At 38.6% G+C, this 26,459-nt stretch carries 18 protein-coding genes and 1 pseudogene; 13 read left to right on the forward strand and 6 right to left on the reverse strand.

Going from position 1 to position 26,459, the window contains the following annotated elements; translation table 11 throughout:
* The 4 genes from atpD (at position 1) to ACFIK1_RS04490 (ending at position 4,840) form a co-directional block, all read left to right on the forward strand.
* A complete protein-coding gene (gene atpD, locus ACFIK1_RS04475) occupies positions 1 to 1,626 on the forward strand; it encodes a F0F1 ATP synthase subunit beta (RefSeq protein WP_375662186.1) in 1,626 nt (541 codons plus the stop codon).
* Positions 1,627 to 1,734: 108 nt separating this feature from the next.
* On the forward strand, positions 1,735 to 2,151 hold the full coding sequence (atpC, locus tag ACFIK1_RS04480; protein WP_375633456.1) for an ATP synthase F1 subunit epsilon: 417 nt from the start codon (positions 1,735 to 1,737) through the stop codon (positions 2,149 to 2,151).
* Positions 2,152 to 2,174: 23 nt separating this feature from the next.
* Positions 2,175 to 3,803 carry an MFS transporter gene (locus tag ACFIK1_RS04485; RefSeq protein WP_375633455.1) on the forward strand — a complete coding sequence of 543 codons (1,629 nt, stop codon included), beginning with the start codon at positions 2,175 to 2,177 and terminating at the stop codon, positions 3,801 to 3,803.
* A gap of 29 nt (positions 3,804 to 3,832) precedes the next feature.
* Positions 3,833 to 4,840: an HlyD family secretion protein gene (locus ACFIK1_RS04490; protein WP_375617840.1), complete on the forward strand. Its 1,008-nt coding sequence runs from the start codon at positions 3,833 to 3,835 to the stop codon at positions 4,838 to 4,840.
* Between the two features lie 471 nt (positions 4,841 to 5,311).
* Here the strand turns inward: ACFIK1_RS04490 and ACFIK1_RS04495 are convergent, their stop codons facing one another.
* Positions 5,312 to 5,596: a hypothetical protein gene (locus ACFIK1_RS04495; RefSeq protein ID WP_375662187.1), complete on the reverse strand. Its 285-nt coding sequence runs from the start codon at positions 5,594 to 5,596 to the stop codon at positions 5,312 to 5,314.
* An 851-nt stretch (positions 5,597 to 6,447) separates the two neighbouring features.
* Between ACFIK1_RS04495 and ispG the strand changes: the two genes are divergently transcribed.
* From ispG to ACFIK1_RS04510, 3 genes are all read left to right on the forward strand, one after another.
* Positions 6,448 to 7,689, forward strand: a complete 1,242-nt coding sequence (gene ispG, locus ACFIK1_RS04500; RefSeq protein WP_375633454.1) for a flavodoxin-dependent (E)-4-hydroxy-3-methylbut-2-enyl-diphosphate synthase — start codon at positions 6,448 to 6,450, stop codon at positions 7,687 to 7,689.
* 502 nt (positions 7,690 to 8,191) lie between these two features.
* On the forward strand, positions 8,192 to 9,343 hold the full coding sequence (locus tag ACFIK1_RS04505; protein ID WP_375662188.1) for an MFS transporter: 1,152 nt from the start codon (positions 8,192 to 8,194) through the stop codon (positions 9,341 to 9,343).
* 801 nt (positions 9,344 to 10,144) lie between these two features.
* A complete protein-coding gene (locus ACFIK1_RS04510; protein WP_375662189.1) occupies positions 10,145 to 10,744 on the forward strand; it encodes a hypothetical protein in 600 nt (199 codons plus the stop codon).
* Between the two features lie 1,229 nt (positions 10,745 to 11,973).
* On the opposite strand, the gene ACFIK1_RS04515 is transcribed toward ACFIK1_RS04510, so the two are convergent.
* Positions 11,974 to 12,876, reverse strand: a complete 903-nt coding sequence (locus ACFIK1_RS04515) for a polyprenyl synthetase family protein (protein WP_375662190.1) — start codon at positions 12,874 to 12,876, stop codon at positions 11,974 to 11,976.
* Between the two features lie 424 nt (positions 12,877 to 13,300).
* On the opposite strand from ACFIK1_RS04515, the gene rpmF reads away from it, so the two are divergent.
* Positions 13,301 to 13,480: a 50S ribosomal protein L32 gene (rpmF, locus tag ACFIK1_RS04520; protein WP_005774555.1), complete on the forward strand. Its 180-nt coding sequence runs from the start codon at positions 13,301 to 13,303 to the stop codon at positions 13,478 to 13,480.
* 1,401 nt (positions 13,481 to 14,881) lie between these two features.
* A pseudogene (locus ACFIK1_RS04525) lies at positions 14,882 to 15,673 on the forward strand (tyrosine-type recombinase/integrase); the annotation flags it as partial.
* Between the two features lie 898 nt (positions 15,674 to 16,571).
* On the opposite strand, the gene ACFIK1_RS04530 reads toward ACFIK1_RS04525, so the two are convergent.
* The 3 genes from ACFIK1_RS04530 to ACFIK1_RS04540 all read right to left on the reverse strand — a co-directional run bounded on the left by ACFIK1_RS04530 (position 16,572) and on the right by ACFIK1_RS04540 (position 19,403).
* Positions 16,572 to 17,156: a CarD family transcriptional regulator gene (locus tag ACFIK1_RS04530; RefSeq protein ID WP_273790499.1), complete on the reverse strand. Its 585-nt coding sequence runs from the start codon at positions 17,154 to 17,156 to the stop codon at positions 16,572 to 16,574.
* A 303-nt stretch (positions 17,157 to 17,459) separates the two neighbouring features.
* Entirely contained in the window at positions 17,460 to 17,801 is a 342-nt protein-coding gene (gene fdxA, locus ACFIK1_RS04535; RefSeq protein WP_375617846.1) for a ferredoxin FdxA, read from the reverse strand.
* A 21-nt stretch (positions 17,802 to 17,822) separates the two neighbouring features.
* Positions 17,823 to 19,403, reverse strand: coding sequence for a hypothetical protein (locus ACFIK1_RS04540; protein WP_375633450.1), 1,581 nt, complete (start codon positions 19,401 to 19,403; stop codon positions 17,823 to 17,825).
* A 577-nt stretch (positions 19,404 to 19,980) separates the two neighbouring features.
* On the opposite strand from ACFIK1_RS04540, the gene ACFIK1_RS04545 reads away from it, so the two are divergent.
* The gene (locus ACFIK1_RS04545; protein ID WP_375613183.1) at positions 19,981 to 20,892 is read left to right on the forward strand and encodes an RNA polymerase factor sigma-32; all 912 of its coding nucleotides are present in this window, start codon (positions 19,981 to 19,983) and stop codon (positions 20,890 to 20,892) included.
* Positions 20,893 to 21,190: 298 nt separating this feature from the next.
* Here ACFIK1_RS04545 and ACFIK1_RS04550 read toward each other — a convergent pair whose 3' ends face one another.
* Positions 21,191 to 22,768 carry a M48 family metalloprotease gene (locus ACFIK1_RS04550; protein ID WP_375634408.1) on the reverse strand — a complete coding sequence of 526 codons (1,578 nt, stop codon included), beginning with the start codon at positions 22,766 to 22,768 and terminating at the stop codon, positions 21,191 to 21,193.
* 147 nt (positions 22,769 to 22,915) lie between these two features.
* Here ACFIK1_RS04550 and ACFIK1_RS04555 point away from each other — a divergent pair, with 147 nt between their 5' ends.
* From ACFIK1_RS04555 to ACFIK1_RS04565, 3 genes are all read left to right on the forward strand, one after another.
* Positions 22,916 to 23,551, forward strand: a complete 636-nt coding sequence (locus ACFIK1_RS04555) for a thiamine diphosphokinase (RefSeq protein ID WP_375617849.1) — start codon at positions 22,916 to 22,918, stop codon at positions 23,549 to 23,551.
* A 105-nt stretch (positions 23,552 to 23,656) separates the two neighbouring features.
* The gene (locus ACFIK1_RS04560; protein ID WP_375662191.1) at positions 23,657 to 24,043 is read left to right on the forward strand and encodes a hypothetical protein; all 387 of its coding nucleotides are present in this window, start codon (positions 23,657 to 23,659) and stop codon (positions 24,041 to 24,043) included.
* On the forward strand, positions 24,043 to 25,905 hold the full coding sequence (locus ACFIK1_RS04565) for an ABC-F family ATP-binding cassette domain-containing protein (protein ID WP_375662200.1): 1,863 nt from the start codon (positions 24,043 to 24,045) through the stop codon (positions 25,903 to 25,905). The genes ACFIK1_RS04560 and ACFIK1_RS04565 overlap by 1 nt, the downstream gene beginning before the upstream one ends.
* Positions 25,906 to 26,459 lie beyond the last annotated feature (554 nt).

A 26,459-nucleotide genomic window follows, 5' to 3' on the forward strand; every position in this document is an offset into this window, starting at 1 on the left:
ATGGTAAAAGCAGTAACCTCAAGCAAAGGAACAGAAAAAGGTGAAAAAAAGAAACCAGCTGCTCGTTCCGGCGTGAAAAAAGCCGCTTCGAAATCTCAAGTGGATGTAAAGGCTTCCTCTGTACCTGCGCGTGATGCAGCTAAAGATACACCTGTAAAAAAAGATACATCCGCAAAAAAAGAAGAGCATGCAAAAGGCGCTGTTGGTGAAATCAAGCAGATTATTGGTGCTGTCGTTGATGTGCAATTTGAAGGTGAATTGCCAAATATTCTCAACGCTTTGGAAACAGAGAATTTAGGCAATCGCTTGGTATTAGAAGTTGCGCAGCATTTGGGTGAAAATACCGTGCGTACGATTGCTATGGATACGACTGATGGTTTGATGCGGGGCCAAAAGGTTGTGGATACAGGCACACAAATTAGCGTTCCTGTAGGAGAAGCAACGTTGGGACGTATTATGAATGTGATTGGGGAACCGGTGGATAATGTGGGACCAATCGCTTCAACCAAAATACGTTCTATTCACCAAGAGGCACCTGAATATGTTGAGCAATCGACTGTTTCGGAAATTCTCGTAACCGGTATTAAAGTCGTGGATTTGTTAGCCCCTTATTCTAAAGGGGGTAAAATTGGCTTGTTTGGTGGTGCTGGTGTTGGAAAAACCGTTCTCATTATGGAGCTTATAAACAATATTGCAAAGGCACATGGTGGCTATTCTGTATTTGCTGGTGTGGGAGAACGTACACGTGAAGGAAATGATCTTTATTATGAAATGATCGAAAGCCGCGTGAATGTGAATCCAAAAGAGAATAATGGTTCAACGGAAGGGTCAAAGTGTGCCCTTGTTTACGGGCAAATGAATGAACCACCAGGAGCGCGTGCGCGTGTGGCTCTTTCAGGATTGACAATTGCGGAAAGTTTCCGTGATGAAGGACAAGATGTTCTCTTCTTTGTGGATAATATTTTCCGTTTCACGCAAGCAGGAGCTGAGGTATCTGCTCTTTTAGGGCGTATTCCTTCTGCTGTTGGGTATCAGCCTACCTTGGCAACGGATATGGGGGCGTTGCAAGAACGTATTACCAGTACAAAAACAGGCTCTATTACTTCCGTTCAGGCAATTTATGTTCCGGCAGATGACTTGACGGATCCGGCGCCGGCAGCGTCTTTTGCTCATTTGGATGCAACAACTGTTCTTTCGCGCTCTATTGCGGAAAAGGGGATTTATCCAGCGGTTGATCCGCTTGACTCTTTCTCGCGTATGTTGGATCCATTGATTGTGGGGGAAGAGCATTACACTGTTGCTTGTCAAGTGCAAACCATTTTACAACGTTATAGAGCGCTTCAGGATATTATTGCTATTCTTGGAATGGATGAACTTTCTGAAGATGACAAATTGCTGGTGGGGCGGGCGCGTAAAATTGAACGTTTCCTTTCGCAACCTTTCCATGTTGCGGAAGCCTTTACTGGTTCGCCGGGGAAACTCGTTCCTTTGGAAGATACAATCAAAGGCTTTAAGGGGCTTTGTGCTGGCGATTACGATGATTTGCCAGAAGCTGCTTTTTATATGGTTGGTTCGATTGATGAAGCACTTGAAAAAGGAAAGCGTCTCATGGCAGAGGCTTCTTAGTAAGAAGCTTCTTATTCAAGAGAAAACTGTCATGGGTATTTTTCGTTAAAAAGGACGAGTCGTTGGAGAAAACGGAGAGTCCTTATATCGGGTATTGTGGAGACTTTTGTGGAAAACAATAGAGAAGAGCATTTTTTATTTGAGCTTGTATCGCCTGAAAAAATTGTGTTTTCAGAGCAGGTAGTGTCTGTTGTTCTTCCTTCAGCCTCAGGTTATTTGACAGTTATGGCGCATCATGCGCCATTGGTGGCAAGTATTGTGTTGGGCAGTGTTCGTGTTCGCACCTCTTTGGGTGAAAAATTATTTGTTGTATGCGGGGGCGTTGCAAATATTACCTTTTCAGGTTGCTCTTTATTGGTAGAGCACGTTGTGGCTGTAGAGAATCTTTCTTTTGATGTATTAGAACAGCAGATTTTGCAGATTCAAGCGACGTTAGAAGGAGGGACAAGTGATGAGGACAATCATAAAATAGAGGCTTTTTTTCAGCAGTTGTCAGCTGATGGTGTTGTGTTGATAGAAGCGTAGCAGAGTATACAGGAAAAGATGACATGAGCGGAAAAAAGAGTACGGTTGTGTCTGCTAAAAGGAGTGCAAAACCTTTTCCTCATCCTGGTCGTGTCTTTGCGGGACCTTTGCCAAAGTGCTTTGTTTATATTTTTGCTTCTCTTATTTTGCAATGGGCTTATGGTTTAGGGGCTAATATTGTTCAGTCTAACATTGTCCATCTTACGGGTGATTTTCATGCAACTTTGGCCGAGACGACATGGCTGGTAGCGGCTTATATGGCGCCAAATGTGAGTGTAGCGATTATGTTGATCAAAATCCGCTATCAATTTGGGCTGCGCGCTTTTGCTGAACTGTCAATCCTTGGCTTTGTTTTGGTTTGTGTGTTGCAGCTCTTTGTTACGGATTTGCGTTCTGCGCTAATTATTCGCTTTTTTGCTGGGATTGCTGCTGCGCCTTTGGCTTCGCTTGCGCTGCTTTATATGATGGAGGCTTTTGCTCCAGCAAAGAAGTTTACTGTTGCTCTGAGTTTGAATTATATGAATGCAGCTTTAGCAGCACCTTTATCACGTTTGATTTCTCCTGATTTGCTGGAAAATGGTGGTTTTTCCAGCCTTTCCGCTCTGGAAATGGGGTTGGTTCTTATCAGCTTGGTCTGTATCTATACTTTACCTCTTACTCCTGTTGTGCGTAGTAAGGTTATTCAAAAATTAGATTGGATAAGCTATGGTTTGATTGCTCTTGGTCTTGGATTAAATGCTGTGATCATGTCTGTTGGTGTATTGTATTGGTGGTATGAAGCGCCATGGATTGGTTGGGGGCTCGCACTTGCTATTTTCTCTTTGGCTGTTGCTATTATTATTGAGCTTAATAGAGAAAAACCGTTGATTGATCTCCGTTGGATTTTCAGTAAAGAAATGATACAATCTGTTTTTATTTTATTGATTTTTCATGTTTTTTTGTTGGAGCGATCCAATTTGCCCGTCGGTTTTTTTAATCTTTTTGGTTTGCTCAATCGTGAAATGGCGCCCATGTATCTTGCGGTGACATTAGGGATTCTGTTAGGGGGGGCTGTTTGTGTCTTTTTTTTACGGGCGGGGCGTGAAGATTATTTTTATTTGTTATCTTTGGGTTGTTTGGCACTTGGCGCTTATTTAGATAGTCGTGTCAATCATTTAACGCGTCCGCAAGATATGATGTTGAGCCAAGGATTGGTGAGTTTTAGTTATGCACTTTTTTTGCCTCCTGCTCTTTTCAAAGGGTTTGTGATTGCTGGTGAGCGAGGGCCGCGTTATGTTTTGAGTTTTATTGCTGTTTTTTTGCTAACGCAAGTGACAGGGGGATTGATGGGATCGGCTTTTTTTGGCACTCTACAGTTTTATTTTGCTCATAAGAACTTTGAGTCTTTAACACAAAATATTGTTGTGACGGATCCGCTTATTTCTGGTGAGATAAATACTTTATTTTCGCCTTCTTATGGTGCTTCTGTTCCCCATGGCTTTGGAAGTGAGCAGGCGACTTCTCTGTTGATAGAGAAATTTAAGTTAACAGCAAATATTTTTGCTTATGATGACGTTTTTCGGCTTTATTTTTATATTTCAATGGCTGTATTCGTTGTTTTTCTTGTTACAATGGTTGTTAAGTCATGCTCTTTGCGTGCGTTAGAAAAGTAGAGTGATGTTATAGAAGAGGGGTGCAAAAAATGATAAAAGCATTACGGTCAAAAGCTACGATTGTTGCATTCCTATCGGGCATTACGGGTGTTTTGCTAATTTTGTGGGCTTGGAGACTTCCTCCTTTTGTAAATAACATTCAAATAACGGATAATGCTTCCATTAAGGGTAATGTTACTCTGGTGAGTTCACAGATCTCTGGGGTGATTGCACGGATTTATGTGCAAGATTATCAACGTGTTGAAAAAGGAATGCTGCTCTTTGAGCTTGATGATTCTCTTTTTCGTCAGCAGCTTGCACGGGCACAGGCTGTTCTCGATTCAAAAAATGCAAAACTGGCAAGTATTGAATTGCAAGCTCAGATTTTACAGGGAGAAGTTAATGCTGCAGAAGCGGAATTAGCGCGTTCACGAGCATTCTCTAATGTTGTTTCTGATAGTAAAAAGTTAGGCTTTGGTGATGCGGCAGTTTCTGTTTCTCGCCCTCTTTCACAACTCTTGGCAGCCCTAGAAACAAAACGACAATTGCAAAAACAATTAAATCTTGAACGGCAAAGTTTACAGTCAGAAGTTTCGGGAGCGAAGGTGAGTGTTGAGTTGGCAAAACTTAATCTCGATCATACAAAGATTTTATCTCCTAGAACAGGCTATGTTGGATTGGTTGGCGCTAGGGTAGGGCAATATGTTATGCCGGGGACACAATTGGTCTCTGTTATTTCTGATGATATTTGGATTATTGCTAATTATAAGGAAACGCAACTTTCTCAGATGCGTGTGGGACAACCGGTTGTTTTTTCTGTTGATGCATTGAACAACAAAAAGTTAACAGGGCGTGTGGTTCGTTTTGCACCTGCTACAGGCTCAGAATTTTCATTGTTAAAAACGGATACGACAATTGGTAATTTTATCAAAATTGCGCAACGTATTTCAGTACGGATTGCTTTAGATCCTGGGCAGGAAGGGATTGAAAAACTCATTCCTGGCATGTCCGTGGTTACCTATGTAGATACTTCGCAGCGAGTCGATTCTGGAGGATGAAATTTTGGGTTTTTTCAGTTTAATTTTTGCGTCATTTACTTATAGCAAGTGGTTGTTTACGTTGGAAGATTTCGTTTGGTTTGCTATACTACATGTTTTAAAGCTCTTAGGCTTCTTATACTTTTATGTCATGATGTAAAATAATGTTCCTTAGAATATTAAAGCGCATGCATCTTTACTCACTTCCATTTCTTTTGAACTAACTCAGTAGGGGGATGGAGTATTGGAAGCTTTGCCTGTGGTTTTGCACAACACTGTCCTTTGAGGTGTGGTGTCACCGCATGTTTGGAAGATGGGGGTGGGGGATGCCAGATAAAAAACTGGATTATAGACTGCTCGGATGGGTGGGAAACTTATCCTGTTGGGAGAGGGCATAAAGTTAGGAGGAAGACGTAAAGTTTATATTTTGTAAACCATAAAAAATGCCCGCTTTGAGTCGGGCATTAAAAGGGAAGGTTATTGGTTGTGTTATTAATTTTTACGGATCAGCAAGAAGCTTACTAAAACGACTCCTGCTGCTAATGCGAGGGTTTTTTTAGGATTTTTTTTCGCTTTTTTCTTTAATTCTGTAGCATGTTCGTTGAGGTGATAAAGTGCGTGACGGCCTTTTTGTTTCCATGTATTAAACAGCTCAGAAATGTTTTCAAAGCTATCATTTTGAAAACTCCAATGATTTACGGGGACCAGCTCTCTTTTTAATTGTGCTATACGTTTTTTAATTTTAGCATTTTTTCTATGGGGTGAAAATAGACACATTTATTGACTCCTTCATGTGTTAAATTGTTGTGTGACAGTTGGAATTGTGTTTGGGGTTTTGCTATAACGGCTTGAAAATTGAAAGGTTGCATTGATAATGCCGTGCGTGGGTGAGATGAGAGTTAAGAGTTTGGGTTTAATGAGGCATTTCTTAATGTACTCGAGTTCATTTCGTGATGGTGTTTGTTAAGGATGTAAGGTAAAAATTTTTACAAAATGGTGTAAGATTCATTCATAAAAATGGTGGGCGATGTCTTCATTTTTTTGTTTGTTTAAAGTGTTGGGATAGCTTTTGGCACTTGAAATAGTTTATAAGGAGTTTTTATCTACCTATTCTCTTGTGGCTGTAGGGAGTGGTATTGATTGATTCAATTAAGAAGATTTAAAATGAGGAAATCTTATGATATTTGGGTTTTCCATTCAAATTTGTAAAAAATAGATTATTATAAATCAATATATTGGATTAATTTGGCGATGTCTTTCATGCATTTTTAAAAATGGCGCTTTGATGGGTGTTATTTGTTGTGTTGTAAAACACTGTTTTGTGATGACATTGATGTCAGGTATCGGCATGCAACTTAAAAATACAGTATTGTCTCTGTTTTGTTTCAGTTTCTTTTTGAAGCAACCAAGTGTAGAAGTATAAACTTGAACAGAAGTAGTAGAACTTATCCGGTACGTCTATAGAATGAATACACCTATGAGTTGTATTGCATCAGTGTTAGTAGGTCGAACCTTTTGAGAGCAATCTGTTAAGATTGGTGGGCGGTGTAATTTTCGTCCTTTGAAGCGCGGAGGAAATCAATGTAAATAATGATTGATAGCGCAGGTTTTAAAAATTTGAGGACTTGATGAGTACGACCTATTTTTTATCTAAACCACTTGAGCGTCGTCGATCTGTTGGTGTTGCTGTTGGTGATGTGATCATTGGGGGGCAGAGCCCGATAGTTGTACAGTCGATGACCAATACAGATACCGCTGATGTTGATGCAACTGTTTCTCAAGTAGCTGCTCTTTGGCAAGCTGGCTCACAATTGGTTCGAATTACTGTTGATCGCGATGAAGCGGCGGCGGCTGTACCAAAAATACGGGAGCGATTGGAGAGGTTAGGATTTTTTGTACCATTGGTTGGGGATTTTCATTATATTGGTCATAAGCTTTTATCTGAGCATCCTGCGTGTGCTGAAGCGCTTGCAAAATATCGCATCAATCCTGGAAATGTTGGTTTTGGCGCAAAAAAAGATCGTCAATTTGCAGAAATTATTGAGATTGCTTGTCGGTATCATAAACCTATTCGCATTGGCGTGAATTGGGGCTCTCTTGATAATGCGTTGTTAACACGGCTTATGAATGAAAATGCACAGCAAGAAAATCCTTTATCGGTTGCTGAAGTGATGCGGGAAACTGTTGTGCAGTCGGCTTTGCTTTCGGCTACTTTAGCAGAAGAGTTAGGGTTGGGGCGTGATAAAATTATTCTTTCTGCTAAAGTGAGTGATGTCCAAGATCTTATTGCTGTTTATACCACCTTGGCGGCGCGTTGTGATTATGCTCTTCATTTGGGATTAACGGAAGCTGGGATGGGAACAAAGGGCATTGTTGCTTCTTCGGTGGCTTTGGGTATTTTATTACAGCAAGGGATTGGCGATACGATACGAATTTCCTTAACACCAAAACCTGGTGGTGATCGGACACGAGAAGTAAAGGTGGGGCAAGAACTTTTGCAAGTGATGGGGTTTCGGCAATTTTTGCCTGTTGTTGCGGCTTGTCCTGGTTGTGGGCGCACAACCTCAACGGTCTTTCAACAATTGGCGCAAAAAATTGAAGCAGATTTATACAAAAATATGCCTGTTTGGCGTAAAAAATACCCTGGCGTTGAAAGTTTGAAGGTTGCTGTGATGGGATGTATCGTCAATGGACCGGGGGAATCAAAGCATGCGGATATTGGAATATCTTTGCCTGGAGTGGGGGAAAGTCCTGCGGCACCTGTTTTTATTGAGGGACAAAAGGTAAAAACTTTGCGGGGTGATCACATTGCTGAAGAATTTGAAGCACTTTTGAGTGATTATATTCATACACGCTTTGGGCAAGGTTGAGGTAAAAATCGCATAAGGTTGAAGTAAAAATGGTGTGTCGTTTTTTTTAACAAGCTGTCTTCAATGTGAAGATGGCGCTGTTGTATGCTGCTGCTTTAGCTATGGTCAATACTGTTGTTGGTTGCTTATTATTTTAGGTAAAACCAGATGATATGCCTGTTTTAGAATCAGAAGCTTATGAAAGATATTAATGAGTTTGAGTGTGTTAAGACTATTAAGCAAAACGATATGAATACTTTAATAGATCCGTAAATGTTGTTGCTGGTTTTTTGGCTGCTCTTGAGACAGTAAAATATTTAACGGATTCTTCAAATATCAAATTATAGAAAGAACATTGTTTATTGATTTTTCAGGCATTTTCCCAGCATTTTTTGGGGTATCAAATTGATAGGATTGGAAATCCTTATAGCGATTATAGTCCTATTTGTCGTAAAATGTAAGCTTTTATATTGATATAAAATGATGTATACGGGTGCCTTTTTTGGCGTTATTGGGGGAGTGCATGACAAGTATATTAGCGTTTGGCTTTTTATTTAACGGTATAAGGATTTTAACCGGCGCCTTTATTGTCTTTTATATGCTTGAAAAAGGCTTAACGCTTATTGATATTGGGATCATTAAGTCATTTCAGGCTTTTATTATGATGGTTACCGATATTCCTTTGGGATATTTTTCCGATCGAAAAAGTTATAAAATATCGATCGTTTTGGCAGCGGCTTTTGCTGCCACATGGCTCTTTCTCATGGGATTTTCTACAAGCTTTTATGGTTTTCTTTTGGCAGAAACTTTTAATGCCTTATCGCTGACATTAATTGCTGGAGCCTATAATGCTTTACTTGTTCAATATGCAAAAGCAAAATTGACATCCACTAAAAAGGTGCTGGGATCGAGTTCTCAATATAATTACATCGGCATGTTTATATTCAGTTTAATCGGCGCATATTTTGCTGATTATTCTAGCCAATATATATGGTATATCGCGGCGTTTTTAATGTTTATGACGACACTATTTGGTTTGTTTTTTCTTGATGACTTGAAGGGGGAGAAAAAACCAAATAAAGCGAATTCTCTCATTTGTGAAGCTAAGGAGATGTTGTCTATTTTTATTAAAGTTCCTTATATCTCTTTATGCTTTTATTTTTCATTGATCTTTTTCAATATATTCTCGCAGTATTGGCAGTGGATATTTAAAGATCATAATATTAATGTCACTTATTTTGATCTTGGTGTGACATTTTCACTTATATTGTTTTCTCAGCTTTTGGCTAGTTTTCTCTTTACAAAACTAAGTGAAAGAGTGAATTTTATTTTACTGTTGTTTCTTTCGGCTTCACTGATTTTTACCGTTGCTTTCTTTGAACCAAGAAAAGAAATGGCTGTCATTTTAGTCTGTATGATTTTTTATCTCATTAAGTATACATATCTTCGTGTAGAAGTTGTTTTGCATGATAGTATTAGTGATCATTTCAGGGCTACATATGAATCTTTCTTGTCAACCGTTGGGAGATTTAGCTTATTGGTATTTTTTTACATGAGTGCGTATATGGTCAATATATTTGGCTTTTTCTCACTCGTTTATATTTTTGCTATTTATTTATTGATTTACTTGTTGGCAGTACTTTTTTTAGAAGGAACTCTCAAAAAAGTTCAGTGAAAATATTAACTTATTACGATACGTGTTTTATAGGGTTTCATAGTGGGGCAAGGCTTTGATTTATTAAGGCGCATCGTTGTTTTTGCATGTTGAATGAGAAAGCTGAATAGTGTCAGTTATTCTTATTTAAAATCTATGTATGTTGAAGCAATCAAAGTCATCTGCTTGTACGTTATAAGTGGGCTTGGCATAATAATCATTAAAATGGCATAACAATCATTACAAAAGAAATAAAAATGCTGCTCATGAATATTACACAAAGGGTTGCTGACAAGATTGGACGCTGATAAAGAACATGATTGTGCCGGATTATATACTTATTAAGGAATGGTGATGGAGCAGTTTTCTCATTTTCATTGGTTCCTTACTGGTAACACTTTATCTCATTAGAGCTAATTTAAGCAGTCGGACAATTTATAGCCTGTTCAAACAGGCTTTCCTCATGACTGATTTTATTGTTGATATATTTAACGCGTTTTATTGCTGTTTTCTTTAAAATATCAATTATCTTGTTGAGATAATTTTTTACGTTGTACATTCTCATTTTTGAGTATTTTCTCTTTGATTGTGGCGTTAGCTCTGTATTTTCTGATGTTAGAAAATTTCTGATCCAGATAATAAACTTATCTATGGAAACTTTGAATGACATCCCCCCCCTCTTTGAGAGGGAATAAAACCAAGTACAGAAATATTGTTGAGTACAATTTGCTACAAATAAGCCACAAGAAACCAGCACATATTGATATATTTGATAGGAATCTGTTAAGCCGTACAAATTATGGTTATTATAAAGGTAAAGCGATGAAATCGTTATCCATAACGTGTGTTGTAACATTTATAACTCTTTTTTCTGTATTTGTATTGGTGGGATGTACGCGCGTGGATAGTCTAGAACAGTACGATAGACTTTACGAAAAATATATCAGTGAAAATTACGGCGCTTTTGAACATTTTCAAAAGCATGAACAAGCAAAAAAATTTGTATACAGCCATGGCTATCAGAATATCGTACCAAAGTTTGACATTATACGGCATCGTCACATACTGATTGTTTTATGTGGACGTTTTGTTAATTTATTGCGTGGTGATTATAATGAATGGATATCAGCAGATATGTTACTCAATGTCATAAGCAGTTTGCGTAATGACTATAACTGGAGAGAAAGCGATTTTATTTGGGCCTATAATATGTCTATGAATTCTACCGACCCCATGATTGATTACGCGAAAAAGTTTCTTAATTCTTCAAGTGAAAATGGCATGAGTTTCAAAACACAAATGATTGATCTCGTGTCGAGTATGAGGACCGGTGATGATGAAAATGTTAAACAAATAGCGCGTTTTTGCATAGAGCTAAACACGATATATGACATGATGAAACCAAGAAGAATTTACAAATGACATTGAATGGATAATGAGAAAAATTCTCTCGAAGGGTATTAAATGGCTATAATACTCTTGATAATTGCGGCATTTTCTTGGCCATGTTGCTTGTTTTTTTTATTATGGCTTCAAAAGGTGGCCATATTTTCCAGCGTTGGCAACAGGCATAGGTTCACTTACAATGATGCTTTTCATCTTAATAAGAAAATTGCACTTAAAGGAGGAAATTTGCACTTGGATTGAAAAAACGACTTATCACAAATTAGATTGCGCTATTATATATAATAATAAGGACTTTTTTATCTTTCTGTTGCAAAGATCATTCTCTGTTTAATCTTATCAATTCTCTTTTTATGTGATAATTGAATAAACGAGATAAAGGGCGTGATGAATTAAAGTTGTACAGTGATCATGATTATTATTAAATTGAAGTTATTACACACTTTTGTAAATAAAAATGTTTCTGCTTTTGAAGGAGCATGCCGACACAATCATTCACTTTGCTAACCCCTAATGTTGCGACAGCCCTTGGCTTTTAAGACGGTTCATAAGAGGCATTTTTTTAGTCTTTTCTTTGATGTTTTGCCCTACGCGGCTCTCTCTGTTTTTGAGGTGCAAGCAAGTGATTTTTATTGATTCAATATACACAGATTTGAAATGAAAGAATCTTACGGTATTCAGGGTTCTTATTCAAGTTGAACAACCGCGAATTATCATTATAAATCAATGTGTTATATCTTTCCAGCTTAAGAAAAGAGAGATCAGTAATAATACTGCTTTGGTCTTTCGTTCTATTGAAATTAGTGGTTTTATTTATCCTGTTATGCCGTAACATACTGTCATTTGAGGGGTGGTGAAGGTATCTTGTTTGATACATTAAGTATTTTAAGAAGTACATGGTGAATATTCTTAAGTCTTGCTTATCGCGTCTTTAGTTTAAGTGAATCGCATGTGTGGAAAGCGAGAGAAACCTACTCGGTAGGACACTAGACTGTTTACAAAGCAGATTGGATTAAAAGACTTTGTTCTTTGAGGGTGGCATAAAAATCAAAATAGCCATTATGTTCATTTTTTTCTGATATTTTAAATTCACGCGGCTTGTTTTAATGAAATTTCTCTCAAGATTTGTCGCACCCATTTCATGATAAGGACTATAATGGAGATTAATGGTAACGTTTCTTTAAAAAGTCTATTATGCATTCAATAAATATGACGGTGTACACTATGTACAACAGGGTGGATGAAGTTTAATTTTGGCGTATTGCACTAAAGTGTGCTGCTTGTTGGAGGGGGAGTGCTTTAGCGCCAAAAGGATGTAAGAATGCTTCTGCTTTACTGATGAGTGTATCTCGCTTTTTTTGGGTTTCTTTAATGCCGTAAAGGTGAACAAAAGTGGCTTTTTGTGCCGTTTCATCTTTCCCAGCCGTTTTTCCTAGGGTTTGCGTGTTGGCGGTGACATCAAGAAGGTCATCGGTTAATTGAAAGGCTAAACCAAGATAGGTACCAAAATCAGTAAGTTTTTCAGTTAATTCTTTAGATGCATTGCCAATGATGGCACCTGCTTGGCAAGCAAAGCTTATCAGGGCTGCTGTTTTCATGTGTTGTAGAGTGATAATGTCAGTACTTTTTTGCGGTCTTTTTTCAGCTTCAAGGTCCAGCATTTGTCCACCTAACATACCGCCAAGTCCTGCCGATTGTGCAAGAGACGTGATTAGCTTGATTCTAATATCTGCAGATAAAGTACTAGCTTTATGGGCAATGATTTCAAAGGCAAATGTTAAGAGGGCATTGCCTGCTAGAATTGCTGTTGCTTCGTCAAATGCTATATGGACGGTGGGTTTTCCACGCCGGAGTATATCGTTATCCATAGCGGGAAGATCATCATGAATGAGCGAATAACAATGGATACATTCTAAGGCACACGCAACATCAAGAGAATGTTCTACAGGGACATCAAAAAGTGCAGCACTTTGAATTACAAGAAAAGGACGCAAGCGTTTTCCACCGTTCAGCACACCATAGCGCATGGCTTTGATTAAATTTTTAGGGCGTGAAATTTCACCATTTTGGATTTGATCACTTAACAGGGTATCAAGCCGCTTTTCAACGGTATGTCCATGTTTTGCAAGAAGGGTGGTAAATTCGTGCATTCTTGCTTCCTTTGTTTTTACAAAAATGAAATTATGAAGTTTAAAGAGAAAGGTTGTCGCTTTTTCTTGTTTTCATAAATTGGCGTCGTTTTTTATTAAAAATCAACTTCTCTTTTTATCTGTATCTCTACTGTATGCGCAAATCCCTTTTTAAACCAAATAAAAATTGAATGAAGGTCTTATAAAAAAGCTTTCATTGGTGTATAAAATTGTCAAATTTTGCAATGTTTTTGATATTCATTTGATTATTGTGACACCATTTTTGATAACAAGAAGGTCATTTTTAGTAAGAGGAGGATCATTTTGACATTGCCTCTTCTTTTTTATCAGTGTATAATATCCTCAAATTTTATGGTGTTTTAAATGAAGCATTGTCATTTTTGACATTGCTTTTTCTGTTTTAATGGATTTGGAGTGTCTTTTTATGGCTGTACCTAAACGAAAAACCTCTCCAGCGAAGAGGGGCATGCGCCGTTCGGCTGATGCTCTGAAGGCGCCGACTTATATCGAAGATAAAAATTCTGGTGAATTACGTCGTCCTCATCACATTGATTTGAAAACGGGAATGTATCGTGGGCGTTCCGTTTTAGTGGTTAAAGACTGAGCGTTTTCTTTCTTTTCCAGAGGTGAACTTCTTTTATTGCATCGATCAATGCACGCTTGGGGCGTGCATTTTCGCTTTAAGATGAATGTTGAGGTTCTCTTGCATCGTCTTCTATCGATGTGGAACAGGGAATGTATCGTGGGCGTTCCGTTTTAGAGGTTAAAACTTTAGCGTTTTCTTTCTTTTCCAGTGGTGAGCTTCTTTTGTTTCATTAGTGAATGCATTGGGTAAGATGCATTTTTCACTTTTTCTTGAGAACATGTGTGGGATAAAGTTTTGCTGTAGAGAAATGATTCTATTGTGGGAGATGATTTTCTTGTTTTTTTTGAGAGGCTATAAAGGGCTACTTGTATCAGTGTCTTTTATGATGTCTTCGTTAAGAGCTTGGGTATTGATATAAGTTAGCTCAGTAATAGAATCATTTTGTATCGCACTTAATCTTTATTGACTATAGAGAGAATCCTATTAGACCGTAAAATATCATCGTTTAAGGCGGTTGATCTATGTAAGGATTTAAGCATATCGGTGTTTTCCGGTGTTTTTTATGAGAATATTTAAGGCAATGGTTTGTCTATAGGCTTATATTGTGACATGTGATTCTCCTTAAAAAAAATAGAGATCGACATCACATTGATTTATAAAGATCATTTGTTGTTTTGCGCCTTGAATGGAAGGTCTATCGTAGGATTTTCTCATTTCAAATTTTTCCCTATGTTGAATCAATGATAATCACTTGCTTTTCGGTCACAAGTGGGGCTGGCATGTGGGTGAAAACTCTATAAAAAAGGAAAAATGTTTATAATGAATATTTTCAAATGTAAGAATTGTTGTAACATTGGGGTTAAGTGTATGCTGATGCCAGCGCGCTTTCTTATGAGCAGAAAAGAGAAAACCGTTACAAGACAGAAGGTGTACACATTCAATAATCTTTAGTGCTTTTTATGATAAAAGTGCATGAGACTTTTCTATGAATATCACGCTGTATTTTCATGTTTTTGAACTAAGAATTGTCTATATATTTTTCTTATTTTTGTGAATATAAGGGATTTGTTGCGAACAGCTTGTAAAAATAAGTAAACTTAAAACCAGATATGTTATGTGTGGGGGTGAGCAAAGTATTTTATCAAAGCCGGTACGATTCTCCAGTTCATAGCTGGTTTATGAATGATTTTATAGTGTTGCTTACCTAAGTTTATGATTTTTTTTTGTTATCTGTTCATCACTAGACAACATATTGATTTATATATATAATTCATTGTTTTTCATATTGAATTAGAACCCCGAATAACGTAAGATTCACTCATTTCAAATCTCTCTATCTAGAATCAATCCAAACCACTCGTTTGCACGTCACAAGTGGGATGAGTGTGTGGATAAAATTTGTATAAGAAAGAACTAAAAATGGTTCTTATGAAGAGTCTTAAGAGCCAAGGGGTGTCGCAACATTGGGGGCTAGCAAATATAATGATGGTGCCGGCTTGCTTCTTCACAAACGTAAAGATGGTGGTGCTCAATGGCTTTATCGTTATACCATTCATGGTCGGCGCCGTGAAATGGGCTTGGGTGCTTTAAGAGATGTCTCTTTAAAACAAGCCCGTGAATTGGCAACTGGGTGGCGGGCTGTTTTACGTGAAGGGCGTGACCCTATTAAAGAACGTGAGAAACAAAAGCGTGAGGCAATGCGCAATCTCCATTATTTAAAAGATATCGTGTTGGATGCTTTTGAAAGCCGTAAAGCTGAATTAAAAAATGATGGTGAGGCTTGTGATTGGTTTTCACCCTTACACCTTTATATTCTCCCCAAATTAGGCTGTCTGCCTGTTTCAGAGATTACGCAAACAGAGATACGCAATACCCTTGCCTCTATTTGGCATGCAAAAGCTGGAACAGCTCAGACAGCACTGAAGCGTCTTAATCTTTGTCTTAAACATGCGGTTGCATTGGGTGTGGATGTTGATTTACAAGCAGTGCAAAAGTACGCGCGCTCTTAGGCAAACAACGTCATAAAACCACTCATAGACCAGCAATGGATTGGAGAGATGTTTTTGCCTTTTATCAGTTACTCTGTAAAACATAACATAACTGGCTTTGCGTTTGCTTGTCCTGATAGGCGTTCGTACTAATCCTTTGCGTCATATTCGTGAAGATCAGATTGAAGATGATAACTGGACAATTCCTGCTGAGAATATCCAATCTTTAGCAGTCTGTTTGAAACAGAGATTAAGACTTTTAAGAGTTCTATGAATCATTCTAGATTTTTTGTGTTCGATTGGAGTAAGAATATTGCGTATATCTCCTCTGAAATAAGAAACCTCATTTGGGAAAAATATGAAATTGGAAGGGCAATGCCAACGTTCATTTTTATTGTGATTTTTTAAGTTAGTTTTACAGCTTTCAAAAGTATTTGGAATGCCTTTTACAGAATGGAGATGATGGTTTTAGTTCATGCTTTTTTTATCGCGTTCTTTAATGGGGAATGCTTCTCATGCAAAATAGAGCGCCCAAGACAAAATATCTTATGTTGTACCGTCACGCATTTTTTTTAAGCAATATTTTTCAATATTTGTGGCATCCATTTTATGACGGTGTTTTTGAATGTTACAATGGTTTTGTAGAAGGGGATAAATGGTAAAGTTTCGGTGTAGTGTATAAACGGCACTATGATCTTTACGCTTAAATAAAAAAGCAAGCCCCGCCCTTACACATCTTGCCAGATTCCAATGTTGGTATATCCTTTGGTGCTTGAGACAGTGTCTCGCTCTTTTTGTACAGTTTTTACCCACAGATCAGCTCCGCTTGTGGTTGACAAGCAAGTGATTTGATTAATTCAACATGAGAGAAATTTGAAATGAGAAATCTTACCATATTCAAGATTCTAATTTAATATGAATAATGCTAGATTATGATGATTAATCAGTTTGTTATCTATGAAGAAAGAAAATAAGGAGGAGGAATTTGTCGAAAAGTTAGATTGTTTATAGATTGGCGCTGGTTAAGAAACTTTGTCCTTAAGGGTAGAGAGGATGTTAAAAAATAAAACCAGCTTTTCGCTGGTTTTATCGAAATATCATCATTATGATGAAAGAGTGTATTATGCAGCGTAGACAGCTTTACTGTTTTCATCTGTTTCTTCTCTCTCAGTTTTAAACTCGCGTTCCGGCTTGTTGGAGAGATGCATCTCTATGAGATTGATAGCTTCTGTTTCAGAAAGACTATTAATAACCGCAATTTCGCGGGCCATTCTTTCAAGAGCAGCTGTATAAAGTTGGCGCTCAGAGTAAGATTGTTCAGGCTGTAGATTAGAGCGGAAAAGATCACGGACCACTTCGGCGATACAAATAAGATCTCCTGAGTTGATTTTAGCATCATATTCTTGTGCACGACGTGACCACATGGTCCGTTTAACGCGTGCTTTTCCGCGTAAAACTTTTAAGGCACGTTCGACAGAATCACTAGCAGATAATTTACGCATTCCAACGGAAAGGGCTTTTGCAATGGGGACTTTGACATCCATCTTATCTTTCGCGAAATGAATGACAAAAAGTTTTAATTTATGTCCTGCAACTTCTTGATCTTCAATCGCTATAATTTGTCCTACTCCATGCGTAGGGTAGACGATATATTCAGAGGTTGCAAATTCTTTGGTCTTGGAAGACGTTCCATGTTGGGATGCCATATTTTAGTTTACTCCCTTATGATCAACAAATGTATCGGAAAACAGGTTATAAACCTGAGGGTTGAGTTTTCTTTAACCAAGTATATTGTACCAATTAAGTGAGCATAAAAGCCGAGTACTTTTAAATCAAAAAAAAATACACCGCTTTACTATAACAAGCAAAGAAAAATACTTAGAAAGATGATCATGTTAAAATAACATTAACATCAAAATTTAAAAGAATCAATCATTTCGCTTAAGGATTTTTTATTTTTACAAGAGAAGTCTTTCAATCGTTGAAGGAGGAGAGTGTACACTTTATCATTACTCTTCGCCACTTCCTGGATTTTCTGAAAAATACTTTTCTAATTTATTTGGAACGCCATCCATTTCTTTTGCTTGAGGAAGAGGATCTTTTCGGGTGGTTAGATTAGGCCATTTGTTTGCATAATGAAGATTGAGTTCTAACCACTTTTCTAACCCTGGTTCTGTATCAGGTAAAATCGCTTCTGCTGGGCATTCTGGCACGCAAACACCACAATCGATGCATTCATCGGGGTGAATAACAAGCATATTTTCCCCTTCATAAAAACAATCAACTGGGCAGACTTCAACGCAATCCGTATATTTGCAGTGAATGCAGTTGTCGGTTACTACGTGGGTCAAGATCGAACTCCATTTGTTACTTTAATTCTCTTTAGAGGAAAGTGTGTGCGTGTTTTTATGATTGGTGAGTTGATCGCGTAGTACAGCTAGTTTCGCAAAAGGTGAATCAGGATTAAGGCGCTTTTCTTTTTGAAAGGGCTTATGATTTGCATGTTTTCCTTGGGATTTGTGGAACTTATGAGAGCGTTTTGCTTGTGATGGTGCTTTTTGAGGGGAATTTTCATTTTTGTATTCCGCTTTTTTTACAGCGTTCTTCGATTTATTTTGCCATTTATTTCCTAATTTATCACGTTTTTTTTGTGCATGGTGGGGAAATTGATGCTTATAATGCCATAATAAAATAACTTTATCTTCTTCTGTAGAGCGAGGGGATTTGGCAAAATTCCCAATAGGTTCAGCTTCTGGTAAACGATTGGTTTTATGGAGATGTTTTTCAATACCAGAGGATGAAATGTTTGGGTATGAGATATTTTTTTCTTCTCGTGTTGTTTCTAAATCGCTTATTGTTTGCCATTGACTTCCAACGCATTCTGCTGCGGGAACATCTTGCATTGTCTCATTGACAGGGGAAGAGGCTTGGTGTGCAAGGAGATTTTGTTCAAAAACAGTATTGCTTATGCTGTACGATTGATAACCAAGTCCTTTGAGGATTTCTTCCATATCATTTCCATTGGCCCCAAGAATGGACATCATGGCTGGTGTAACAAAAAAACTTTTTCCATCATAGGCGCCATCTGGTTTGGGATCACTTCCTTGTTTCCAATGAAGTGCGGGACGGATGAGATTGGCAAGACGTTCTAAAATATCAATCCGTACAGCACGTTGTCCTAAGATTCGGTAGCCGGCTAATTGATAAAATTGGCGGTTATAGGTAGAGTCAACCATCAAAGAGGTTCGACCAGCAGATAATGCTGAAAAAATTTCACCCAAACCAGTTTGATCTTGTCCCGCATTTTGAAGATTCCACAGGAGAGTAATGGCTTGAACCGGAGCAGGTTTAAGCATTCCGGCAACATAGATATGAAAAGCGCCAAAACGCACGCCTAGACGCCGAAGAACGGCACGTGATTCTTGCGCAAGGTTTTTGACAATGTCTAAGACTTCGCGGCGTGGTAAAATCCCTAAAGAGTTAAAAAGTTGTAAAGCAAGACTGTTTGTTGAATCTGTTAAATTATCAGCATTGCGCAAATCAAACAGGGGTTTTAAAGTCGTTTCAAAATGAAAGGTGACAAAGCGTTCTAATCGTTTCACAACGTTATTGCGGGATTCTTCCGTGAGTTGTTCATCTGCTAAAACAATCAGTTTTGGTTTGAAAAAATCTTCTGTTGCTACAAGTTGTCCTACGGGTTGACCAATCCAGCGCACAATTCCATCAGAACTGAGGGTAAAATCTCCATTTGCACAAGCACAAAAACGTGTCGCGCGTTTGGAAAAAGCAAGAATCAAATTCTCATTCTCTGTTGAAATTTGCTTCTCAGCTATTTGATCGGTACTGTTTTTGTTGGCATAAAAACGAAAACCTTCAAATTTACCCCTTCCGTGTTTTTCAATGAGAATATCATCTTGAAGAATCTCATTCTGTTGAACAATCTTGCTATCCATGATCATTTTCTTTCTCAGTGTGACACTGGTCAAAAGCTTTTTGCGACAATTTCATAATGGTGCTCTTTCTTTAACACGTTTGTTGCGTTTGCTTCAATCACTCTTGTCATTTTTTGCTGTTTCTTTGCGCCTTTAAAACTTGAATGATTCTTTTTTCATTCAGTTTTCATTCAGTTTGGATGCTTTATATTTGCAAATTACACTTATTAGTTGTATTGTAAAGCTAAAAGCATAAATAAATTCTTCGATTTAAAAGGAAACGGAACCGATTATCAAAAAACGGCATTTCTTTTGCATGATCACTTTAATTTTTTTGCTGTTTTGTCATGAAAAGTGAAGAGAAAGTTTTTTCAAATATTTCATAGGCTAAAAGGCATATTGTAAAGGCATTTTGCAGGTGAAATTGTGTCTTATGACAAGAAGTTTTACCATGACAGTAAAAAAAACAATTGCGATTATAAAATTACACGTTAAAGTAGCGGTCACAGAAGTTAACAACTTTTGCGTTCTTTTTAAGCGAAGAACAATGATGTCGTTGCCAAATCAATTTTGATAATTTTAATCGCAAGGGGTTATTATGGGTAATCTTTCAAATGCTGTTTATAAAAGCAGCAAAAATTATAGCGATGCAGACAAAAGCTTAGGACGTAATATGATGCGTTCTGCTATGCAAGCACCTTATCTTGAACGACAAAAAGAGCATGATTTGGCTCTGCGGTGGAAAGACAAACGTGATGATGACGCCATGCATCAAATTGCAGCGGCTCATATGCGTTTAGTGATTGCTATTGCTAATCGCTTTAAACGTTTCAAAATGCCATTGGGGGATTTGGTACAAGAAGGGTATGTGGGACTATTGGAAGCAGCTGCACGTTTTGAACCTGATCGGGAAGTGCGTTTTTCAACATATGCAACGTGGTGGATACGCGCTTCTATTCAAGATTATATTTTGCGAAATTGGTCAATCGTTCGAGGGGGAACGAGTTCTTCGCAAAAAGCACTTTTCTTTAATCTTCGGCGTTTGCGTGCAAAACTGATACAAGATGATAGTGCTTTGTCAAAACAGGATATTTTTCGCACAATCGCTGAAAAACTCGGTGTTTCCGTGCGCGATGTTGAAACGATGGATTTTCGTTTTTCCAGTTCTGATAATTCCTTGAGTGTTTCTGTTTCTGAGAACAGTGATAATCCCATTGCTAAGATGGATGTTTTGGTGGATGATAGTCCTCTTCCTGATGCTTTAATTGAGCAAGTCATTGATGGTCAACGGCGTACACAATGGCTTTACGATGCGTTGCAAATTCTCAACGAACGGGAGTTGGAAATTATTCGCTTTCGTCGCTTAAATGAAGAGGGTGCGACTCTCGAAGTTTTGGGTGAAAAGTTAGGAATCTCGAAAGAGCGCGTGCGTCAAATTGAAGCTAGGGCTTTGCAAAAATTGCGTTCTGCTCTCCTTACGATTCATTCAGAAGATGCTTACGATATATAAGCAGTGAAAGGCTTTTTGGGGGGGAAAGAGAATATATTAAGTGGGGGCATATGAGAATATGATAAAGTCAGTTTTAGGGGATGTCCGGATTTGTTTAGAAATATGCCTCCTTGGGAGCGCTACTACAGAGGAAGATAGGGGGCTGTTAGTTGGAGGAAATATATATCAAACGGAGACCTATAAAGGTATGATGAAGTTGGATTTTAAAGTGTTCCTCTTTATTTTCGAATATGCTTTAAGGGGGAGGGCGTGATACAGACAGAAAAGAATCAAAACTGTAACAGATGAGAAGAAAGGCTTATTCTGTAATAATTTTCACTTTTGTACCTGCCGGTAAAGTTTGCGTTGGTGAGAGGGCGTTGAGGATGCGAAAGAGTTTTTCTTTATATGGTGTGTATTGCATTTTATCTGCAAGATTTGCAACGGTTTCTCCTTGTTTAACACGGACAACACGGATTTTTAAGGGCTGCAATTTTTTTAACTGTGAAGATGAAAGAGAATGAAAGCTTTGTAGCGTTTTTTGGGCAACCTCTGCAAAATTTCGAGAATTATGTGGAGCGGCCGTCAAAAAACGAAAGATGTGGTTGTTGAATGGAATGACAACCACATCAAATTGCCATTGATCATTGGTAGCATGGGCCCTTGCTCCAAGTAAATTTTGGCTTTGGGATTCTTGACGCATAAATTCTTGATTGGGGAGCCCTTGAATTGTGATGGGGCGGATAGATGATTGGTCTAGACCGATAATCCAGCCACTTTTCAAATAATCACTCGCAGATATTTCAGCAGGATGTGGAATAGCGTCAAAACGAATCGCAATTTTATCTGGTCCACTGGCCCAAACAGTATGTGCTGAATGTTCTATTGTAAAATTGTTTGGAACAGAAAAAGCTATGCGCAATTGTGGGTGAATAAATTGGTTGCCTCGTACAAAACCTGTATAAAAGCCTCCTCCAAAAATTATGCCATCAATGCTTTTGAGAAAAGAATCGTGATCGGATATTTTACTATTCCCTTTACTGATTTTACCCGCTTTTTTTATCGCAAGCCGAATGCGTTGAGGGGTAGTTGGGTGAGAGGCTAGAAAATCTAGAGAGGCATTTTGGGAGCCAGAGATATTACGAAAAGCACTATAGGCTTCCATTGTTTGAAGAAAGCGTGGTGAAGCAAAAGGATCATATCCTGATTGTTGGAGCATTTCGAGCGCAATGGAATCAGCTTCCAGCTCTTGATTGCGGGAAAATTGCGCGAGTTGTTGCTTGTTTTGCATAGGGTTATGAAGTTTTTTGCCAATAGAAGAAAGAAGACGTGAAGACATGTGATTTGTCATCTTTAATTGGGCTTCTTTTTGCAGGCGTAAAATGCCATGATTGGCTCTGATATGTGCTATCTCATGGGCTAAAATGGCTGCAACTTCTGAAGAATCATTGGCTAATGCCAGCATACCACGAGTGATGTAGATCGAGCCGTTGGGGAGCGCAAAAGCGTTGATAGTTTCTGAGTTTAAAATTGTTACAGAATAGCTTTGATGAGAACTATGTGATGCAACTGCCAGTTTACGGACAATCTTTGCTAAAAGGTGTTCAAGTTTTGCATCATGATAAGCGCCACCATACATTTGCAAAATACGTGGGTGTTGCAGAGCGCTTAATGTGACATAGATATTGTGGTTGTTGGTACGTTTGATCGTTTTAGAAGAAGTGGAAGAAAACCTATCATTTTGAGAAAAGGGTGTATGACAAGCTGAAAGGAGAAACGTTAAACTTATGAAAGTTGCTTTATACAGGCAAGAGCGAAAAAGAAAATTGCGGTGAAAAATGGGGTGCGTTGGACCATGGTGCACATTATTTCTGCGGAGTAATTTGGCAAATTGCATTTGTATCTTTGTATCGTATGTTTCTTTAAGAAAGGCATTAGGGATAAGGATTCGTTTGGCTATATCACGCTTTTTGTTTATAAAAAATGACTCTCACTTATAAAAAGATGCACTGTAAAGAAAATTTTGTGAAAGGCAAAGTATGGCATGACAACATTTACGATATTATTAAATGGGGATGTTCATATCACTGATCGTTTGCTTAATCAAATTCAAAACAGTCGGGTAATTGCTGCTGATGGTGGTATGCGTCATGCGGCAGCGCTTAATGTGACGCCTGAGTTGTGGTTAGGGGACTTTGATTCATCAGATGAGAACTTAATACGTCAATATAGTCATGTTCCGCGTGAAGTTTTTCCCTCTGATAAAGATATGACAGATAGTGCTCTGGCATGTGAAAGAGCGTTGCAAAATGGCGCTAAAAAGCTTATTTTGTGCGGTGCTTTGGGAGGGGAGCGAAGTGATCATAGCCTTTCTCATATGACGCAAGCGTTGATGATGGCTGAAAGGGGTATTTCAGTGTTGTTGACAAGCGGTTTGGAAGAAGGTTGGCCGGTTTTGTCAAAACCTTGTTCGTATGATTTGCCTAAGGGATGTTTGTTTAGTATTATCGGTTTTTCTGATTTAAAAGGTTTAACTCTTAAAGGGGTAAAATGGCCAGTTTGTGACAAAAATGTGTCATTTGGCTCTTCTTTAACACTTTCTAACCGTATTTGTGGAACCTTTTCTTGCCATTTAGGTTCTGGAAAAGCTATATTGTTAGCGTCTGTGCCTATTCCATAAAGCTCTTCCAATATATTTTGAATAAGGCAGGGGGAGGACTAGTGATTATAAGTGCCGACATAAACGATATATTATGTATTGATCTTGAGAAGGAAAGGTTTTGATATGTTAAAATCAATTTTTAAAGTGGCAGTTGTTTCAGCCATTGGTTTCAGTTCAGTTGCTTGTACCACAAACGATGAACGCGTTGCACGTTACGGCGTAGGAGGAGCAGCAATCGGTGCTTTGGCTGGAACTGCTATTGCTGGAAGTACGCCTGGAGCAGCACTTACCGGTGCAGCATTTGGTGCTTTGGCTGGAACAGTAACAGGTGCAGCTGCAAATCAAAGAAAACAACAAAGACAGGCATCACAATTGTGCACGTATCGCGGTCGTAGAGGGCATGTTTACCAAGCACCTTGTGGACAGAGAGTTCCTGTACGGCAATTGTGTGCTTACCGTGATGCAAGAGGGGGGATGTATAAAGCACCTTGTCCGCACCGCGTTCGTTAATGGCGGTGCCGCTTCTGCGGCTTGACCGCATTTTCTTAAATTTTGGAAAAACGCCTTTGCTCAATCAAGCTTGTTTATCGGTTGAGCAAGGGGCGCGTATTGCGCTGGTCGGCCGTAATGGTTGTGGAAAATCAACTCTGTTAAAAATTGCCGCAGGAATATTAGAGCCTCATGGTGGCGAAATTTTTCGCCACCCGCGAGTGACGCTCCGTTATGTTTCACAAAATCCGGATTGTTCAGGATTTGAAGATATTAACACTTATATGGAAGCGGGGCTGGACGATATATCTGATGTCCAGTGGATCAATACGCTTCGCACAAATTTAGGGTTTTCGGGGGCGGAAAAATTGGAAACGCTTTCGGGAGGCGAAAAGCGGCGTGTTTCATTGTTACAGGCCATTGCTGCAAAACCCGATATTTTGTTCTTAGATGAACCAACCAATCATCTTGATTTACCAACCATTGAATGGCTGGAAGCTGTTTTATCTTCTTTGCGTTCAGCGATTGTGGTGATTTCCCATGATCGGCGATTTTTAGAAAATGTTACGCGGTCAACGGTATGGCTTGATCGTGGCACAACCAAAAGACTGGAAAAGCGTTTTTCAGAATTTGAAAGTTGGCGTGATAAGGCGTTGCAAGAAGAAGCCATTGAGCAGCATAAATTGGGGCGCCAAATTGCTCGTGAAGAGCAATGGTTACGTTATGGCGTAAGTGCACGGCGTAAGCGTAACGTACGGCGTTTAGGCGAATTAAACAACTTAAGACAGCGTCATCAAACCTATAAAGGGCAGCCTGGAAATGCACTTTTGACAGCAGCGAAAAGTCATGAGTCTGGGCAATTGGTGCTTGAAGCAAAGAAAATTTCAAAATCCTATGGTGATCGCATTATCGTGAAAGATTTCTCTTTGCGCATTCAGCGTGGTGATCGAATCGGGTTGGTAGGACCCAATGGTATCGGAAAGACAACGCTCCTTTCTGTATTAATTGGGCAAGAAGCCGTGGATGGTGGAACGGTGAGGCATGGCTATAACCTCTCTATGGCATTGCTTGATCAGCAACGTATTTTAAATGAAGAAGAAACTTTAGCGCATTATTTAACGGGAGGAAGAGGTGATACTCTTGTGATCAATGGACAAGAGCGGCATGTAGTTTCTTATATGAAAGACTTTTTATTTTTGCCTGAACAAGCACGCACCCCCCTTAAAGAATTTTCGGGGGGAGAAAGAGCACGCCTCATGCTTGCACGACTTCTTTCACGTCCTGCAAACTTTTTGATTCTTGATGAACCGACCAATGATTTGGATATGGAAACTTTGGATTTGTTGCAAGAATTTATTGCTGATTTTGCGGGAACAGTATTGTTGGTCAGCCATGACAGAGACTTTTTAGATCGTACTGTAACGCATATGTTGGCACCTCAAGGTGATGGTCATTGGGTTTTGTATGCGGGCGGCTATAGTGATATGATGGCGCAAAACCAGCATGCTCTGAGTTTACAACGCAAAAAAACAGAATTATCGCAGCGTAAAGAACCTTTAAAATCTCATGTGGGAGAGCTTTCAAAGCAGGATTCATCAACAGATCATAGCTTGATAGTGCGGGAGAAAAAAACACGAGGTAAATTGTCTTATAAGCAGGTTTATGCATTGAAAAGATTGCCTGAAGAAATTGCTGTTTTGCAAAATGAAATCAAAAAAATTGAACAAGAGCTCTCTGATCCAGCCCTTTATCGCAGTGATAAAGAGCGTTTTGAGCGTTTATCAACAACGTTGGAAAAAAAGAAAAATACTTGCACACAAAAAGAAGAAGAATGGTTAGAACTTGAAATTTTACGCGAAGAAATGGAAGCGTGTTCACGGTAATGTCTAAGACATTTTAAAAGATTTGTATTGCATCATCGCTTTTCTTGGATTTGTTACAAGAGTTTGTGGCTGATTTAGCGGGAACAGTGTTGTTGATAAGTTATGGCAGAAACTTTTTAGATCGCACTGTAACATGTAGCTTTTCAAGGCGATGGTCATTGGGTTTTGTATGCGGGTGCAGTGATATGATAGCGCAAAACAAGTATGCTCTGAGCTTACAAGGCAAAGAAACAAAACTATTTTTGCCGTGAGTTTTTTCAAAATTGCGTATAGGGAAGCATGCCAGTTCCATTGCATACTTTGCCAGTCCCCAATGTTGCTACAGCCCCCTTGGAACTTGAGAGCATTCATAAGAAACATTCCCTTATCTTTACCTTATATCCTAAATACACCAACCTTGCTTATGACGGAAAAGCAAATGATCTTCATTGATTCTAACGTGAGAAGTGTTGTGATGAGGGAAGCTTACTGTATTCGACGTTATGATTTAAGTTTAAAAATGATGATTTGTTAGGATAAATCAACGTGTTATTGTAACATTTCTAGGAGGAGAA

Origin of the sequence: Bartonella sp. OC16QHHD (assembly GCF_042194035.1) — a bacterium.
GTDB lineage: Bacteria > Pseudomonadota > Alphaproteobacteria > Rhizobiales > Rhizobiaceae > Bartonella.